This is a genomic window from Nocardioides scoriae, assembly GCF_900104965.1.
Taxonomy (GTDB): Bacteria; Actinomycetota; Actinomycetes; order Propionibacteriales; family Nocardioidaceae; genus Marmoricola; species Marmoricola scoriae.
The window spans coordinates 2449036-2465723 of record NZ_LT629757.1 but is presented as its reverse complement, the minus strand read 5'-3'; the positions used below and the strand labels follow the sequence as shown (position 1 = coordinate 2465723).

The window sequence follows — 16688 nt, the reverse complement described above, 5'->3', positions numbered from 1 at the left end:
GCATGATCCGCTTCGACAAGGCGACCAAGCGCTACCCGGACGGCACCGTCGCCGTCGACGAGCTGGAGCTCGAGGCACCGACCGGACGGATCACCGTCCTGGTGGGTCCGTCGGGCTGCGGCAAGACCACCTCGCTGCGGATGATCAACCGGATGATCGAGCCGACCTCGGGCACGATCTGGCTCGACGACACCGACACCGCGAGCATGCCGGCGCACGAGCTGCGCCGCCAGATCGGCTACGTCATCCAGCACGCCGGCCTGTTCCCGCACCGCACCATCGTCGACAACGTCGCGACCGTGCCGTTCCTGCTCGGCACCGACAAGAAGCAGGCCCGCTCGCGCGCGATGGAGCTGCTGGAGCGGGTGGGGCTCGACCCGGCCTTCGCCAAGCGCTACCCGGCGCAGCTCTCGGGCGGGCAGCAGCAGCGCGTCGGCGTCGCCCGCGCCCTGGCCGCCGACCCGCCGGTGATGCTGATGGACGAGCCGTTCTCGGCGGTCGACCCGGTCGTGCGCGACCAGCTCCAGGACGAGTTCCTGCGGCTCCAGGAGGAGTTCGGCAAGACGATCGTGTTCGTCACCCACGACATCGACGAGGCGATCAAGCTCGGCGACCAGGTGGCCGTGCTGCGGGTCGGCGGCACGCTCGCCCAGCTCGCCTCCCCGGCCGAGCTGCTCTCGCGACCCGTGGACGCGTTCGTGGCCGGCTTCGTGGGCCGCGACCGCGGCTACCGCGCGCTCGGGTTCGCCGCCTCCGGCGAGCTGCCCACGCACGAGGAGCCCACCGTCACCCTCGGTCGGCCCGCCCCCACCGAGGCCGACGGCGACCTGGTGCTCGTGGTCGACGACCAGCGGCGTCCCCAGGGGTGGCTCGACGTGCGCCGCGACGGCCGGCCCCGCGACGGCGACGCCGTCGTCACCGAGGCCGACCTGCTCCGCGGCGGCACCCTGGCCACCCAGGGCGGCACGCTGCGCGCCGCGCTCGACGCCTGCCTGTCCTCGCCCGCCCAGCGCGGCGTGGTCGTCGACGGCGAGGGGCGGCTGCTGGGCACCCTGACGGCCCGCGAGGCGCTCGACCTCATCGAGGGCCCCGACCGGACCCGCGCATGAGCGTCCTCCAGCTGACGGGCCAGCTCACGGGCCAGCTCACGGGCCAGCTCACGGGTCAGGCGGCCAGCTCCTCGCCCTGGGCCTTCTTCAGCTACTTCCTCGACAACCGCGCTCGCACGCTCGACTGGCTGTGGGCCCACACCTGGCTCTCGGTCGTGCCGGTCGTGGTCGGCCTGCTGCTCGCGCTGCCGCTGGGCTGGGTGGCGCGCCGCTACTCCTTCGTCTACCCGCCGATGATGTCGATCACCGGCATCCTCTACACGATCCCCTCCATCGCGCTGTTCGTGCTGATCCCGCCGCTGCTGGGCCTCGACCCGCTCACCCCGCTCCAGGTCCCGATCGCGCTGAGCCTCTACTCGACCGCCCTGCTGGTGCGCGTGGTCGCCGACGGGCTGGCCGCGGTGCCGACCGAGACCGTGCAGGCGGCCACGGCACTGGGCTACCGCCCGGTGGGTCGCTTCTTCACCGTCGAGCTGCCCATCGCGGTCCCGGTCATCACCGCCGGGCTGCGGGTCGCGATCGTGGCCAACGTCAGCATCGTCGCGGTCGCCGGCACCATCGGCATGACCAACCTCGGGCTGCTCTTCGACGAGGGCTTCAAGCTCTCGGTCAGCGAGCCCTACTACCCGCCGATCGTGCTCGGCATCGTGCTGTGCGTGCTGCTCGCGCTGGTCCTCGACGCGCTCGTGGTGGCGCTCGACCGGGCGCTGACCCCCTGGCGACGGGCGGTCACGCGATGATCGGCGACGTCCTCGGCTGGCTCACCGACCCGGCCCACTGGCGCAGCACCAACTTCGACACCGGCATCTGGGACCAGCTCGTGGCCCACGTCGGGTTCAGCGCGCTGGCCCTCGCGGTGGCGCTGGTGATCGGCCTGCCGCTCGGCCTGTGGATCGGCCACACCGGGCGGGCGACCTGGCTGGTGAGCGTGGTCAACGCCGTCCGGGCGCTGCCCACGGTCGGCGTGCTCGTGCTGCTCGTGGTGGTGATCGCGCCCAACTTCTACGGCCGCACGAACGCGGGCTACCTGATCCCGACCGAGATCGTGCTGGTGCTGCTGGCGGTCCCGCCGATCCTGTCCAACGCCTTCGCCGGCGTGCAGAACGTCTCCCCGGCCGTGCGCGACGCCGCCTTCGGCATGGGCATGACCGGGCCGCAGGTGCTGGCCAAGGTCGAGCTGCCCAACGCGCTCCCGCTCATCTTCTCGGGCTTCCGCTCCGCGGCGCTGCAGGTGATCGCGACCGCGACCATCGCGGCGTACGTCACCCTCGGCGGGCTCGGCCGCTTCATCTACGACGGCCTGGCCCAGCAGGACTACCCGCAGATGATCAGCGGCGGCCTGCTGGTGGCCGCGCTGGCGCTGGCCACCGACCTGCTGCTCGCGCTCGTCCAGCGCTACACCGTCTCGCGCGGCCTCACCGGCCGCACCTCGCGCTCCAGCACCCAGAAGGGAGCCGACTCCCGCTCCGCGGTCCTCACCGAGGAGCTGGCCGCCCAGGGCACGTGACCAGGACGGCCGACCGGCCACCCGGTCCCCAGCACCACCCGCTCGACCGCACCACCCACGACCCGCCTTCCCAGGAGAGACCATGAAGACCACGCTCATCGCCGCAGCGTCCGCTGCGACCCTCGCGCTCACCCTCGCCGGGTGCGGCTCCGACTCCGGCTCGGACTCGAGCTCGGGCTCCGGGTCCGCCTCGGGCGGCGGCACCATCGCCGAGCAGATGATCTTCGGCGGCCCGCCGGAGTTCAAGACCCGCGCCGACGGCATCCCCGGTCTGGAGGAGAACTACGGCGTGACGTTCGGCAAGTACACCGTCACCGACGTCGGTGGTCCCGTGACCGTCAACGCGCTGCTCCGCGGCCAGGTCGACGCCGCCGACCTGTTCACCACCGACCCGGCCATCGAGGCCAACGACTTCGTCATCCTCGAGGACCCCAAGAGCAACTTCGCGGCGCAGAACATCGTGCCGATCATCAACTCCGAGAAGGCGACCGACGGCGTCAAGGAGATCCTCAACCAGATCTCCGACGACCTCGACACCGAGACCCTCGGCGAGCTCATCGGCAAGGTGGCCAACGACAAGGAGAAGCCCGAGGACGTCGCCAAGACGTGGCTCGCCGACGAGGACCTCGACGCGTCCGGCGACTCGGCCGAGGGCGTCTCCCTGACCGTGGGCTCGGCCAACTTCACCGAGAACATCATCCTGGCCGAGATCTACGCCCAGGCCCTCGAGGCCCAGGGCGCCGACGTGCAGACCAAGCTCAACATCGGCAGCCGGGAGAAGTACTACCCGGCGCTCGAGCAGGGCTCGCTCGACCTGTTCCCGGAGTACACCGGCACGATCCTGACCTACATCGACAAGAGCGCCACCGCCACCAGCCCCGAGGACGTGTACGCCGCCCTGGGCAAGGCGCTGCCGAAGAACCTCGAGGCGCTCGACTACTCCGAGGCCCAGGACAGCGACGCCGTCGTGGTCACCAAGGAGACGGCCGAGAAGTTCGACCTCGAGACCATCGCCGACCTGGCCAAGAACGCCGGCTGACGGTCCCGCCCCGCTCCACCCCTGCTCGACCGCTCGTGCGCGCCCCGGCGCCGCGGCCCCGCCACCACGTGGGGGCCGACGGCCCCGGGGCGCGCTGCGTCGGTGGGGCAGGATGCGCCCATGACCCCTGAGTGGACGCCTGACGCCGTCGGCCTGCACCGCTGGCGCGGCAAGGCCCGTCGCCGGGCGGCCCGCCTGCGCCGCCGGCTGCAGGCCCACCACCCCGAGGTCAGCCTCGTCGTCGTGCTCGACGGCCCGGTCGCCCCGGCCCGCGACGTGCTCACGTCGGCCTGCGCGCAGTCCGGCCCCCGCCTCGAGGTGGTCGCCGTGGTGGCCGACGCGCGGCTGCTCGCGCTGGCGGAGGCCGTGGCGGAGCGCGACGAGCGGGTCCGGATCGTCGAGGTGCCCGGGTCGGACCGGGCACGGGCCCGCACGATGGGCGCGGTCGCGGCCACCGCGCCCTGGCTGCTGTTCCTCGCGCCCGGCACCGAACTGCTGCCCGGCGCGGTGGCCGCCCTGGCTCAGGCCCGCGGCGAGGGGCCGTGGGCGGTCCTCGGGGGCCTCGAGCGACGCGGTCCGGTGCCCGGCGGCGAGGCCCCGCCCGCCTGGGCACGCACACCGCTGCTGGCCCGCGTCCTGGTCGACCGCGACGCCTGGGCGCGCTGCCTCGACGACGGCGAGCCGGACGGTCAGACCGCGGCCACCGCCGTGCTCAGCCTGGGCCACGCCGTGGTCGCGGCGAGCGTCGTCCGCGACCTCGCCGGACGCGGTGCCGACGCCGACGCGTGGACCAGCACGTCGCCCGACCCCTGGGCGGAGCTGTCGGCCCGGGTCGCGCGCGACCGCGCGGGCCTGGCCCTGCTGGAGCGGCCCGACCAGCTCCGCGACCGCCGCCTGCGCGCGGCGGGGGCGCTGGAGCGCGACCTGCCGCCCGTGCTGGCCGCTGCCGAGCTGCTGCCCGACCGCGGCTGGGCGCTGCTCCACCACCACGCCGCCGAGCTGCTCGAGGTGGCCGGCGACGAGCTCGCGACCGTGCCCGCCGCGGTGCGGGCGGCTGCGGGGCTCGCGGCCGAGGACCGCCGCGACGACCTGGTCGCCCTCGTGGCCCGGCTGCGCGCCGACGCGGGCGAGCCCCCGACCCGGGTGGAGGACGGACGGGTGCTGGCCGTCACGGGAGGGCCCGACCTGACCGAGGCCGAGACCGGCGTCGACGCCGAGGTCCGCGAGCAGGTCGAGGCCGGCGGGGTGCTCGAGGTGCGGGTGCGCGCTGCCCTGCGCCGGGTGGAGGCCGAGGCCCCGGTCGCCCGGGTGCGGCTCGTCGGCACCGGGGGAGAGGAGCTGGGGGACCTCGAGGTGGTCCGCGGAGCACCCGACCTGGTCGTGCGGGTCCCGACCGAGCGGCTCGGCGAGGCCCGGTGGCACGTCGAGGTCACCCTCGAGGACCGCGGCGTGCGCCGCACCGGCACCGCCCGCGGCACGGTGGCGCGCGAGGCCGTGCGCCGCGAGACCGTCCGGCCGCCCGAGCCGGACCCCTGGCACCGCGCGCTCGGCGAGGAGGCCGACCCGCACGTCCAGCGCCGGCTGCGCGAGCAGGTCCGGGCAGGAGCCCACGACCTCGACCCCACCCTGGTGCTCCTCGACGCCGGCGACGCCGAGGGGCGTGGCCGGGGCGAGGGCACCGGCGACGTGGTCGCCGTGGGGCTCGAGCTGGCCCGCCGGCTGCCGGACGCGCGGGTGCGGTGGGTGGTGGCCGACCCCACGGCCGCGGTCCCGGCCGGCGCGGAGCCCGTGGTGCACCGCAGCGCCGCCTGGCACGCCGCGCTCGCCACGGCCGCCTGGGTGGTCACCGACCGCGCCGACGTCGTCGGCCCCCTGCCGGACGGCCGCGACGACCTCGACGACTGGTTCGTGCCCCGTCCCGGCCAGCAGGTCGTCTTCACCGGCGCCGGCCACCCCAGCCGGGCGGCCGGCCTGCCGCGGTGGCGCCGCCAGGACCGCGTGCCGAGCCACGTCGCCCAGCTGCTGGCCGTCACCTCGGCCCGCTGGACCACCGCGCTGGTCCCCGTCCCCGAGCTCGAGCAGACCCTGCGCGACTCCTGGGCGTACGACGGCCCGGTGGTCGCCGTGGGAGCGCCGCGGCTCGACGCCGTCCTCGCGCCGGACCGCGACGACCACCGGCGGGCGGTGCGCGCGCGGCTGGGCGTCGAGGAGCAGCAGGTCGCGGTCCTGTGGGCCACCACCTGCCGCGACGACGTCACGGGCGAGTGCCTCTCGGCCAGCGGCGGCCCCGGCCCCGACCCGGCCCGGGTGGCCCGGGAGCTCGGTCCCGACCACGTGCTGCTGCTGCTCGGGCCGCGCTGCGCCCGCCACGCGGCCGCCGGGCCGGGCGTCCGCCTGGTCGACCTCGCGACCCACCCGGACCTCGCCCTCGACCTGGCCGGCGTGGTGCTGGCCAGCGATGTCGGGGTGCTCGACTGGTCACCGCTGCGCTTCGACCTCGCGGCGGCGGGGCGCCCGGTGGTGCTGTGGGTGCCCGACCTCGACGACCACGTCGAGACCGACGGGCTCGCCTTCGACCTCGCGCGCTCCACCGCCGGGCCCCTGGTCCGCACCACCGAGGAGGTGCTGGGCGCGCTGGCCGACCCCGCCGGGCTGCGCCGCACGTGGGACTCCCGCCGTCGCGAGCTGGTCGGCTTCTTCGACCGGCTCGACGACGGCGGTGCGACCGCCCGGGTGGTCGACGCGCTGCTGGCGCCGGGTCCGGGCGGCCCCGCCTAGGGGAGCACCAGCGTCGCGCTCACCAGGTTGTGGTCCGAGGGCAGCGTGCCCCGCACCCGCAGGGTGGTCGGGTCGACGTCGGCCACGACCTCCCACTGCTTCACCCGCAGCGAGTTCGTGGCGAAGATCCAGTCGATGTTGTTGCCCGACTTGGTGCGCTTGGTGCTGAAGGACCACACGCTGGCGTCGGTCGTGTAGCGGTTGAACGAGTTGAGCCAGCCGTTGACGGTCGACTCGGCGCGCGGGGCGGTCACCGGGTTGGTGCGGTAGGTCTGGTTGACGACGTCGCCGAAGCCCTTGGACTTCGTGTACGGCAGCATCTGCTGCGCCCAGGTGCTGTACTTCGTCGAGTTGTAGTCGCCCACGGCGATCACCGGCCGGCCGCCCTGCAGCTGCACGGCCTTGTTGACCGCCTGCTTCCACTGCGAGGCCCGGTTGGCGGTGCTGTAGGGGTCCAGGTGGGTGTTGGTGAACAGGAACTCGCGCCCGGTCGCCCGGGTCCTGAGCACGGCCCACTCGAGGTAGCGCTCGTACTTGCCGGCCGTCTGGGCGGAGTACTTCATCGAGCCCTGGCTGACCAGGCTGAGGGTGTCGGTGTCGTAGAGGATCCGGTTGCTCAGCGCGCTGCCGCGGTTGACGTAGACGCAGTTGCGCGAGCTGTTGGAGCGCTCGCAGTTGTAGGAGTAGCTGTTGGCCAGGGCGTAGTTGCCGCCGCGCTCGTTGAGGGCGTTGCGCAGGTCGGCGAACTGGGTGGTGCCGCTGACGAGGCGGTCCTGGTAGATCGTGCTGGGGTTGGCCTCCTGGACGCCCACGACGTCGAGCCGCTCGCCGAGGATCTGCCGGGCGACGACGTCGCGGCGCTCGCGCCAGGGGCGGTGGTCACCGCCGACCGAGGTGTCGAAGGTGACGTTGGACAGGTTGAAGCTGCCCACGCGCAGGTCGGTCGCCGGCGCGGCGGCCGCCGTCGCGGGGGTCGCGGGCGCGGCACCCAGCACCCCGCCGACCAGGGCCGAGAGCAGCAGCCCGACGCCGGCGCCGAGCCGTGCCCGAGCAGGGCCGCGGGAGCGGGCGGGACGGACGGACGAGGAGTGGGTCATGGCGGGACCTCCAGGGTCGACTGCAGCAGTATCCCCACAAATCGGTCAGCGTGGGGAGCTTTCCTGCTCGAGGGACGCCGCGACCGCCCGCCGCAGGCGGGGGGAGAGCGGCTTCTCGACCACGACGTGCACGAGGTAGGCCAGCACGAGGCTGGCCGCCGTGGCGATGGCCAGCACCGCGTAGCTGCCCATGTCGGGCTGCAGCGTGTCGATGAGGAAGAAGCCGAGCTGGCCGTGGACGAGGTAGAGCGGGTAGGTCAGCGCGCCGGCGAAGGTGAGCCAGCGCCAGGAGATCCGCGAGACCACGCCGACGCTGCAGACCAGGATGGCCAGCAGTCCGCCGGTCACCACCAGGGCCGAGACGAGCGGGACGACGGGGGCGCCGACGAGGTCGCTGGCGCGGTCGCCGTACGCCATCGCCTGGCGCACGCACAGCACCCAGTTGAGCAGCAGCGCCAGCCACGTGGTCACGTCGTGGCGCTCCCGGAAGAGCAGGTAGAGCAGCATCCCGGCGGCGAAGTAGGGGGCGTAGGTCGGGATCAGCAGCGAGTTGAGGAAGCCGCTGCCGGTGACGGCGGCGATCTGGCCGAGCAGCGGCCACAGCACCGCGAAGGCCAGCACCCGGCGCCGGGTCATCCCGACCAGGATGAAGGTGCCGATGAGCAGGTAGAACTTCAGCTCGATCCACAGCGTCCAGAAGGCGCCCTGGACGTTGACCACGTCGTAGGCCTCCTGCGTCATGGTCAGGTTGACCAGGGCGTCGCTGAAGCTGGGGTTGCGGCCCTCGGTCCAGAACTGCTGCAGCACCGCGGTCATCACCACCACGGCCCAGTACGCCGGGAACAGCCGGGCGACCCGCGAGGCCGCGAACGACTCGATGCTGCGGTCGTAGGCCGTCATCAGGATCACGAAGCCGCTGATGGCGAAGAAGACGTTGACCCCGAGGTAGCCGTAGCGCGCGACCTCGTTGAGCCCGGGGAACTCCACCGACGACGGCACCCCCCAGTAGGGCACCTTCACGCCGACGTAGTGGAAGGCGAGCACCGCGAGGGCGGCGACCAGGCGCAGGCCGTCGAGAGCGGCGAGGCGGGGACGCGACGGGGAAGTCGACACCGCGGGACGGTACCAACTCAGTGGCGGGCCAGCGCCCTAGACTCGGCCGCTGCGTCCCACGATCCCCCGAGGAGAACCATGCCCAGCGTTCCGCACCGCGTCGCGCGGCACCTGCCGCCGACCGCCCAGGCCGGCCTGCGGCGGGCCCGCGACCTCGTCCGCGGTGCTGCGGGTGGTCCCGCCGGCGACGCGCCGGCCGCGACCGGCGACGACGCCCTGGTCCGCGCGCTGCGCCAGGGCAAGCCCCTGGGTGCCGGCCTGGTCGCCGAGGTCCGGGGCCTGCTGCGCGCGGGCGACACCGACGGCGCCGTCTCGGTCGCCGCCGCGCTGCGCCGCGACCCGAGCGCCGAGGTCCTCGGCCACCTGTGCTCCGGCATCGTGGCCTCGGCCCGCGGCTTCGAGCGCCTGGCCTGGAGCGAGCTCGCCGAGGTGCCGCTCGAGCTGTGGTCGCGCTTCGCGGTCCGGGAGTACCTCAAGGCCGGGCTGGTCCACGACCCCGACCGGGTGCTGGCGCAGGTGCGCACGCTCATGGCCGACCCGCCCGCCCACATGACCCCCGCGCGCTGGATGGAGGTGCTCGAGCGCCTCTTCGGCCACGGCGAGATGGACCTCGTCCGCGAGCTGCTCACCACCGTCGACGCCGCGATCGCCGGCCGCCGCCGCGTCGACGACGACGTGCTGGTCAAGCGCGACTGGATGCAGCGCTGGGCCTCCCGCACCCCCGACTCGCCGGACGGCACCCGGCTGGACGCCGACGTGCGCTTCGCGATCGTCGACTACGACCACCCCGGGCGCCGTCGCGCCTCGGCTAACATCGGCGACCACGTCCAGACCCTGGCCTCGCTGGGCCACCTGGTGCGCCACGAGGACCTCGAGTTCGTGGGCCCCGAGGAGCTGGTGGACCTCGTCACCCAGCTCGCCGACCGCGTGCGGCCCGAGCGCCGGCTCCCGGGGGCGAGGGCCCGGGTCCAGGTGCTGACCGTCGACCGCGACGCCAGCGCGTTCAACGAGGTGCCCGAGGACACCTGGATGCTGGCCTTCGGGTGGTACATGCACGCGTTGTTCGGCGTCCGCTACGGCTTCCCGCTGCACCACCACCTGCAGCCGATCTTCGTGTCCTTCCACTGCAACAAGCGCGGCCTGCTGACCCCCGAGGCGATCGAGTACCTCCGCGCCCACGGCCCGATCGGCTGCCGCGACTGGACCACCGTCGACATCCTGCTCTCGGTGGACGTGCCGGCGTTCTTCTCCGGCTGCCTCACCACCACGATCGACACCGTGTTCCCGCCGATGGCCGACGCGTTCCCCGCCGGCGCCCCCCTGGCGTACGTCGACACGCCCACCGACGAGCCGGGCGCCGTGACCTACAAGCACAGCTCCGACAAGGTCCGCTTCCGCAGCTTCACCGGCAACATGTTCGAGGCGGTCGACCTGCTCGAGACCTACCGCCGCGACCACAGCGCGGTCGTCACCTCGCGGCTGCACTGCTACCTGCCGATGCGCTCGCTCGGGGCCCAGGTCGACTTCCGGCCCAAGAACCTCTCCGACATCCGCTTCGCCGGGCTGGGCCAGATCACCGACCAGCAGTTCGACGCCATCCGCGACGGCATCAACGCGCGCCTGGCCGAGACCACGACGCTGATCCTCTCGGGCGCCTCGCGCGACGAGGTCTACGCCCGCTGGCGCGAGCTGTGCGCCGACGACGTGGCCACCGCCCGGGCGCGCCGCGAGGCCGTGGCCGAGGTGACCTCGTCCGTCGTCGACCTCTCGGCCGAGACCGACCGCGCCGTCGCCCGGACCGCCACGTCGGGCACCACCCCGGACCCCGCGACCGGCGAGGTCCGCCACGTCGCCGTCCGGGTCACCGACCGGCGCCCCGTCGTGCTCGACGTGCTGGTCGACTCCCTGGTGCGCCACGCCTCGGGGCCGCTGCACGTGTGGCTGCTCGACCAGACGGGCTCGGTCGACCTGGCCGAGGTCGCCGCCCGGGCCGAGGGCCACCAGGTCTCGCTGGTCCCCGTCGACGGGCTCGGTGCGGGCCTGCGCGGCCTGTCGAGCGAGAGCCGCGAGCGCCTGCGCGCCGACCTCGACCTCGAGCTGCTCACCGACCTGCTGCCCGGCGTCGACCGGGTGGCGGTGCTGCCCCAGCACGCGCTGGTGAGCGGCGACGTCGCCGAGCTGGTCGACCTCGACCTCGGGGACGGCGTGGTCGCCGCCCCCGACGTCGCCGGAGCAGGAGCCGGCGGGGGCGCCGCCAGCGGCTTCGGCCTGCTGCACGCCGCGGGCGACCGGCTGCAGACCCGCACCAGCGTCGCGATCGAGCTGCGTCGCCAGGCCCACGCCCGGCACGCCTTCGACTTCACCGCCTTCGCCACCGACGTGCTGGTCCTCGACCTCGCGGCGATGCGCGAGCGCGGCGTCCGCGACGAGCTGCTGCGCCTGACCGAGCAGTTCGACCTCGACGCCCGCGAGGCGTGGCACGCCTTCGCGGGGCCGCACCGCACCACGGTCCCGGCGGCCTGGCACACGGTGCCGACGCGCGAGCCCGCCGGCGAGGCGCGGCTGCTCCACTGGGCCGACACCACCCGGCCGTGGGGCGAGGACTACGCCCCCGGCCAGGAGGAGTGGCTCGAGGGCCGCGCCCGGATGCGGCGCGCCGCGGGGGCCGTCAGCGCCGGGTGAGCACCAGCTGCTCGTCGGGGCCGTAGCCGACCTCCAGGCCGGAGGCGGCCCCGGCCGGGCGGCGCACCTCCGTGCTCCAGACGCTGTTGGCCCACACCAGGCGCAGCCACAGGCGCACGTGCTCGGGGCCGTCGGCGGCCGGGGTCGGCTCGCCCGTGGCGTCCCGCCCCGCCTGCTCGTGGGGGAGCACGACGTCGCCGATCCGGGCCGTGCACCGCACCCGGCACCGGTCGCCGCGCCAGGAGACGCCCACGGGCAGGTCGACCTGGCGGCCACTGCGCTCGTGGACGGCGACGAGGGTCACCTCGGCGTCGCTGAGCGGCAGGGTCGCCGAGGTGCCGTCGACGTGCAGGGTCGCGGACAGCCGCAGCCGCTGGCCGGGTCGCAGCCGCGAGGACCACGAGCCGGACCGGCCGACGCGCAGCCGCCGGACCTCGAGGCGCACCTCGTCGAGACGGGTGCGGCCGGGGCGGGTCCGGGCCACCTGCTCGAAGACCTCGGCCCAGGTGCGCACGAACGCGTCCTGGCCGTGCTGCTCGGCCTTGCGGCGCGCGGCGAGGCCCATCCGGGCCACCCGCTCGGGGTCCTGGAGCAGCGTCACCAGCCGGTCGGCCATGGTGTCGAGGTCGCCCGCCGGGACCAGGAAGCCGTCCTCGCCGTCGGTGATCTGCTCGCGGGGGCCGTACTTGATGTCGTAGGCCACGACCGGGCAGCCGTGGCTCATCGCCTCCAGGGTGGCCAGCGGGTAGCCCTCGAACACGCTGGTCAGCAGCATCGCCGAGGAGTCCCACAGCGCCTCGCGCGCGTGCGCGTCGTACCCGTGCATCACGACCGACCGGCCGAGGTCGTGCTTCTCGACGAGCCGTCGCAGCACCTCCTCGCGGGACCCGTCGCCGTAGATGTGGAGCGTGGCGTCGGGAACCCGCTCGAGCACCCGCTTCATCGCCAGCACCGCGTGGGTGAGCCGCTTCTGGGGCTCGAGCCGGGCCACCACGGTGATCTTGCGTGGGTCGCGCTCCTGCACCTCGCGCACCTCGGGCAGGTCGACCGGGTTGGGGACGACGTACATGTTGGTGGTGCGCCCGCGCAGCGTCGCGATGTCCTGGCGCTGCCGGTCGGTGAGGGTGACCAGCGCGTCGAGGTCGTCGGCCCGCTCGAAGAGCGCGTCGTACGACGGGGGGCGGGTGGAGTCCCAGCGGTAGGGCTTGTAGACGTGCACGTTGTGCATCAGGTAGAGCACGTGCAGGTGCGGGGCGTCGAAGCGCGGCACCAGCGGCACCATCGAGCGCGAGTCGAGCACGATGAAGGTGCGCTCGCCCTCGGAGAGCTCGCGGACCCACCGGCGGATCCAGCCGGCCGGCTTGGCGAAGTGGCCCATGACCGCCCCGTCGCGCGAGACCCGGGTCATCCTGGTCGGCCAGGTCGCGCGGTCGCCGATGAGGAAGCCCGGGGTCCGGAGGAAGACCGAGCCGTCGGGGCGCTGGTAGTCGTAGATCTCGGTGCCGTCGGGCTGGAGGTAGCGCAGCCGCCAGGGCGACCCGTCGACGAGCAGCGTCTCCTGCACGACCTCGAGGTGACCCAGGTCGGGCAGGCGCTCGTCGGTGACCTCGTCGGTGGGCCAGTCGGTGTCGCGGTAGTGCTCGTAGAGGTTGAGCGTGGGCACCTCGGGCGTGATCAGCCCGCGCTCGAGCAGCACCTCGCGGCGGTGGTCCAGGTCGCGGCGCGGCAGCACCGTCAGCACCCGGGCGTCGACCCCAGCGGCCGCGAAGAGCCGGTTGCGCAGCAGCACCGCCCGCGTCTGCCCGCCGGCCTCGGGGTTGCTCCGGGTCGTGAGCGAGAAGTAGCGCCCCGCCGGCAGCGGCGAGGCGGGGACCTCACCGGTGGGAGGAGCCGGGTCCGGGGCCTGGTCCGAGGTCACGGCGTCACCCTAGCCACCGCGGGGCCCGCGGGCGCGCCCCGCGAGGGTGCCGGCTGCGGTGCGCCCACGCTCTAGGCTTCGCCACGTCCGGGGGACATCGCCACCCCGTCGCGATCGTGAGGAGTCCCGTCGAGTGAGCACCGCCATGCACAGGGTCCTGGGTTCCGGCCCCGTACGCCGGGCGCGGGTGCGCCTGCGGCCGGTGCGGGCCAGGCTCGCGCCCCTCGAGCGCCGCGTGCGCCGGGCCCGGCTGCCGCTGCTGAGCGTGGTCGTGCCCGTCCACGACGCGGCGACGACGCTGGAGCGGTGCGTCGACAGCGTGCTGCAGCAGGCCTGGCTGCGCGTCGAGGTCGTGCTGGTCGCCGACGGGGCCGACCCGGCCTCGCTGCGGGTCGCGCGGGACCTGGCGGCGCGGCACCGCGAGGTGCGGCTCGTCGAGCAGGACCAGCAGGGCGTGGGCGCGGCCCGCAACCGCGGCGTCGACCAGGCGCGCGGCACCCTCCTGGCGTTCCTCGACGCCGACGACACGGTGCCCGAGCAGGGCTACCTGCGGCTGGTCCGGGCGCTGCGCTCCAGCGGCTCCGACCAGGCGGTCGGCGGACTCACCCTGGAGGAGGGCGGGCGCTCGCAGCGACCGCCGTGGATGGAGGAGTCCAATGGCACCCGCCGCCTGGCCACCACCGTGGCGGCCCACCCCGACCTGCTGGCCCACCTCTACCTCGGGCCGCGGGTGTTCCTGCGCCGTGCCTGGGACGCGGCCGGCCTGCGCTTCTCCACCACCACGCAGTTTCCTGACCTCGACCTCGTCGTCCGCTCGACCACGGGTGCCGCGAGCCTCGACGTCGTCGCCGCCGCCTGCTACCACCAGCTGTCGCGGCCCGACGGCCGCTCCCTGGCCCAGCGCTCGCTGCGCGACCCGGCGCTGGGGGCCGACCGCGTGGTCCAGGCCCGGCTGGCGCTGTCCCTGCTCTCGGAGGCTCCCGAGGAGCAGCGGCTGGCGGCCGCGCGGGGCGTGGTGCGCCTGCTGACCGACGTCGTGCGCTACGCCGTGGTGTACGGCGAGCCCAGCTGGTCGACCGTCAGCGCCGAGGTGCGGGCCCTGGCCGACACCCTCGACGACGACGCCTGGGTCCACCTGCCGCTGTTCGAGCGGATCCTCACGCTGCTGAGCGCCGAGGGCGGGCTGGACGCGGCCGAGCGCTTCCTCGAGCACTCCTTCATGAACCGTGCGGGCTACCCCTACACGCTCGAGCACGGCCGTCCGGTCGTCCACCTGGACATGCTCGACGGCCTGCAGACCGACGACGACCACCTGACGGCCATCGCCGACGGCGAGCTGCGGCTGCGGACCCGCCTCAACGCCGCCGTGTGGACCGCCCCGACCCGGCTGCGCGTGGTCGGCACGGCGTTCGTCGACTACCTGACCGCCGCCTCCCCGGAGGCCACGACCCGGCTGGTGCTGGTGGAGCGCGGGAGCGGCGAGGAGACGGTCGTGGAGACCCGCCACGCGCCCGACGTGGAGGTCAACCGCTGGGCCGGGCGCGGCTACGAGGACCTCACCGACGCGGCCTTCGAGGCCGAGCTCGACCTGGTGGAGCTGGGCCTGCAGCGCGACGTGCCGGCCACCTACGACGTCCTGGTCGAGCACGAGGCCGCCGGCCGGGTGCGCCGCGGCTCCTTCCAGGTCCGCCACCTCGAGGGCGCGGCCGGCCTGCTGGAGCAGGGCGGCGTGCCCGGCACCGCCTGGACGCCCGTGTGGCGGCCCTTCCGCGGCCTCTCCCTGGTGCGCCGGCCCGGCGCCGACCCGGCGCCGCCGCCCGCCCCCAGCCGACCGGAGGTGGTGTCGTTCGCGCTGGACGGCGACCACCTGGTCGCCGTGCTCTCGCTGGCCGGGCGGGGCCCCGGCCGCGCCCGCCGGGGCGCCGAGGAGGACCTGCGGCTGTCGCTGCGCGGCCCGCGCACCGGCACCCCCTGGGTCGAGGGCCGCCCCACGGGGACGCCCGGCACCCTGGAGTTCCGGCTGCCGCTGCTCGTCGACGAGTGGGGCACCGGCCCTGCTCACCTGCCCAGCGACCGCTACCACGTGCGGTTGCGCCGCGAGGGCCGGCCGGACGAGCCGGTCGGGCTGGAGCGCCGCCTGCACCTGGCGCTGCCGAGCATCATGAGCGACGACGAGCAGAGCATCTCGCCCGAGGTCGAGCTCGACGGAGCGCTGCGGCTGCGGATCGCCCCGCCCCAGTGGGAGCGCGACCAGCCGCCGTACGGCCGGCTGCAGCTGCGCGACGTCGTCTACCCGGCCGCTCGGGAGCTGCCGCTGCTCGACCTGGTCGTCTTCGACACCTTCGCCGGCAAGTCGAGCGGCGACCAGCCGGGTGCGCTGTGCGCCGAGATCGCCTCCCGCGGCCTCGACCTCGACCTGGTCGTGGCCGTGGTCGACCACTCCGTCACCGTGCCCGCCGGGTCGCGCGCGGTCGTGCGGATGTCGCGCGAGCACGTGGAGCTCCTGGCCCGGGCGCGCTACGTCGTGGTCAACGCCGGCCTGCCCTACTTCTTCCGCAAGCGCCCCGACCAGGCGGTGCTGCAGACCTGGCACGGCAGCCCGCTCAAGCGGATCGGCCACGACCGGATCCTCAACGACGTCAGCAACTGGAACCACCGCCGCGAGCTGCTCACCGCCCGCGACCAGTGGGACTTCCTGGTCAGCCAGAGCCCCTTCTGCACCGAGAAGCTGCGCAGCGCCTTCCGCTACTCCGGCACCATCCTGGAGGAGGGCTACCCCCGCAACGACGTGCTCAGCTCGCCCGAGCGCGACCGGATCCGGTCGGAGGTGCGGGCGGCGCTCGGCATCGCGGAGGACGCCCGGGTGGTGCTCTACGCCCCCACCTGGCGCGACAACCTGCGCTCGGGCGCGGTCTACCACAAGGTGATCTACCTCGAGCCCGACGAGGTCGCGCAGACCCTCGACTGCACCGTGCTGGTGCGCGGCCACTACAACTCGATCAAGGCCGCGGAGGAGCGCCACCCCGACCCGCGCGTCATCGACGTCACCCGCTACCCCGACATCGCGCTGCTCTACGTCGCCGCGGACACGATGGTCACCGACTACTCCTCGGCGTTCTTCGACTTCGCCGCGATCGACCGCCCGATGGTGTTCCTGGCGCCCGACCTCGCGGCGTACCGCGACGACAACCGGGGCTTCTACGTCGACTACCACGAGACGGTGCCCGGCCCGGTGTGCCTGACCAACGACGAGGTCGTCGAGGAGCTGCGCACGGTCTTCGCCGACCCCACCACCGGGGCCGAGCGGCGGGCCGCCTTCCGCCGCGACTTCGCGCCGTACGACGACGGGCACGTCTCGCGTCGCGTCGTCGACGCGCTGTTCGAGCGGTTCCCGCCGCCGCCGGCAGCCGGTCCGGCGGTCTGACGCCGGTGTGGCCCCGGGTGC

At 74.5% G+C, this 16688-nt stretch carries 9 protein-coding genes and 1 pseudogene; 7 read left to right on the top strand and 3 right to left on the bottom strand.

The annotated features are described in order from the left end of the window. Positions 1–2: 2 nt before the first annotated feature. The 5 genes and pseudogenes from BLU55_RS11800 to BLU55_RS11780 form a co-directional block, all read left to right on the top strand. A pseudogene (locus BLU55_RS11800) lies at positions 3–725 on the top strand (ABC transporter ATP-binding protein); the annotation flags it as partial. A 380-nt stretch (positions 726–1105) separates the two neighbouring features. Next, positions 1106–1849, top strand: a complete 744-nt coding sequence (locus tag BLU55_RS11795; RefSeq protein WP_091729888.1) for an ABC transporter permease — start codon at positions 1106–1108, stop codon at positions 1847–1849. Continuing rightward, positions 1846–2616 carry an ABC transporter permease gene (locus BLU55_RS11790; protein ID WP_091729885.1) on the top strand — a complete coding sequence of 257 codons (771 nt, stop codon included), beginning with the start codon at positions 1846–1848 and terminating at the stop codon, positions 2614–2616. Before BLU55_RS11795 ends, BLU55_RS11790 begins: the two co-directional genes overlap by 4 nt. 82 nt (positions 2617–2698) lie before the next feature. Further along, positions 2699–3655 (top strand): glycine betaine ABC transporter substrate-binding protein, encoded by a 957-nt coding sequence (locus BLU55_RS19935; RefSeq protein ID WP_231916841.1) that lies wholly within the window; start codon positions 2699–2701, stop codon positions 3653–3655. 120 nt (positions 3656–3775) lie between these two features. Continuing rightward, entirely contained in the window at positions 3776–6433 is a 2658-nt protein-coding gene (locus tag BLU55_RS11780) for a CDP-glycerol glycerophosphotransferase family protein (RefSeq protein ID WP_091729882.1), read from the top strand. Here the strand turns inward: BLU55_RS11780 and BLU55_RS11775 are convergent. Together BLU55_RS11775 and BLU55_RS11770 are read right to left on the bottom strand one after the other, a co-directional pair. Then, positions 6430–7530, bottom strand: a complete 1101-nt coding sequence (locus tag BLU55_RS11775; protein ID WP_091729879.1) for an endonuclease/exonuclease/phosphatase family protein — start codon at positions 7528–7530, stop codon at positions 6430–6432. The two genes, BLU55_RS11780 and BLU55_RS11775, sit on opposite strands and share 4 nt — an antisense overlap. A 45-nt stretch (positions 7531–7575) precedes the next feature. Further along, a complete protein-coding gene (locus tag BLU55_RS11770) occupies positions 7576–8643 on the bottom strand; it encodes an acyltransferase family protein (protein ID WP_157682834.1) in 1068 nt (355 codons plus the stop codon). 78 nt (positions 8644–8721) lie between these two features. On the opposite strand from BLU55_RS11770, the gene BLU55_RS11765 reads away from it, so the two are divergent. Further along, positions 8722–11325 (top strand): hypothetical protein, encoded by a 2604-nt coding sequence (locus BLU55_RS11765; protein WP_091729874.1) that lies wholly within the window; start codon positions 8722–8724, stop codon positions 11323–11325. Here the strand turns inward: BLU55_RS11765 and BLU55_RS11760 are convergent. After that, positions 11312–13243, bottom strand: coding sequence for a glycosyltransferase (locus BLU55_RS11760; RefSeq protein WP_091729871.1), 1932 nt, complete (start codon positions 13241–13243; stop codon positions 11312–11314). The two genes, BLU55_RS11765 and BLU55_RS11760, sit on opposite strands and share 14 nt — an antisense overlap. Positions 13244–13376: 133 nt before the next feature. Between BLU55_RS11760 and BLU55_RS11755 the strand changes: the two genes are divergently transcribed. Then, positions 13377–16667, top strand: coding sequence for a CDP-glycerol glycerophosphotransferase family protein (locus BLU55_RS11755; protein WP_091729868.1), 3291 nt, complete (start codon positions 13377–13379; stop codon positions 16665–16667). The last annotated feature ends 21 nt before the right edge of the window (positions 16668–16688 follow it).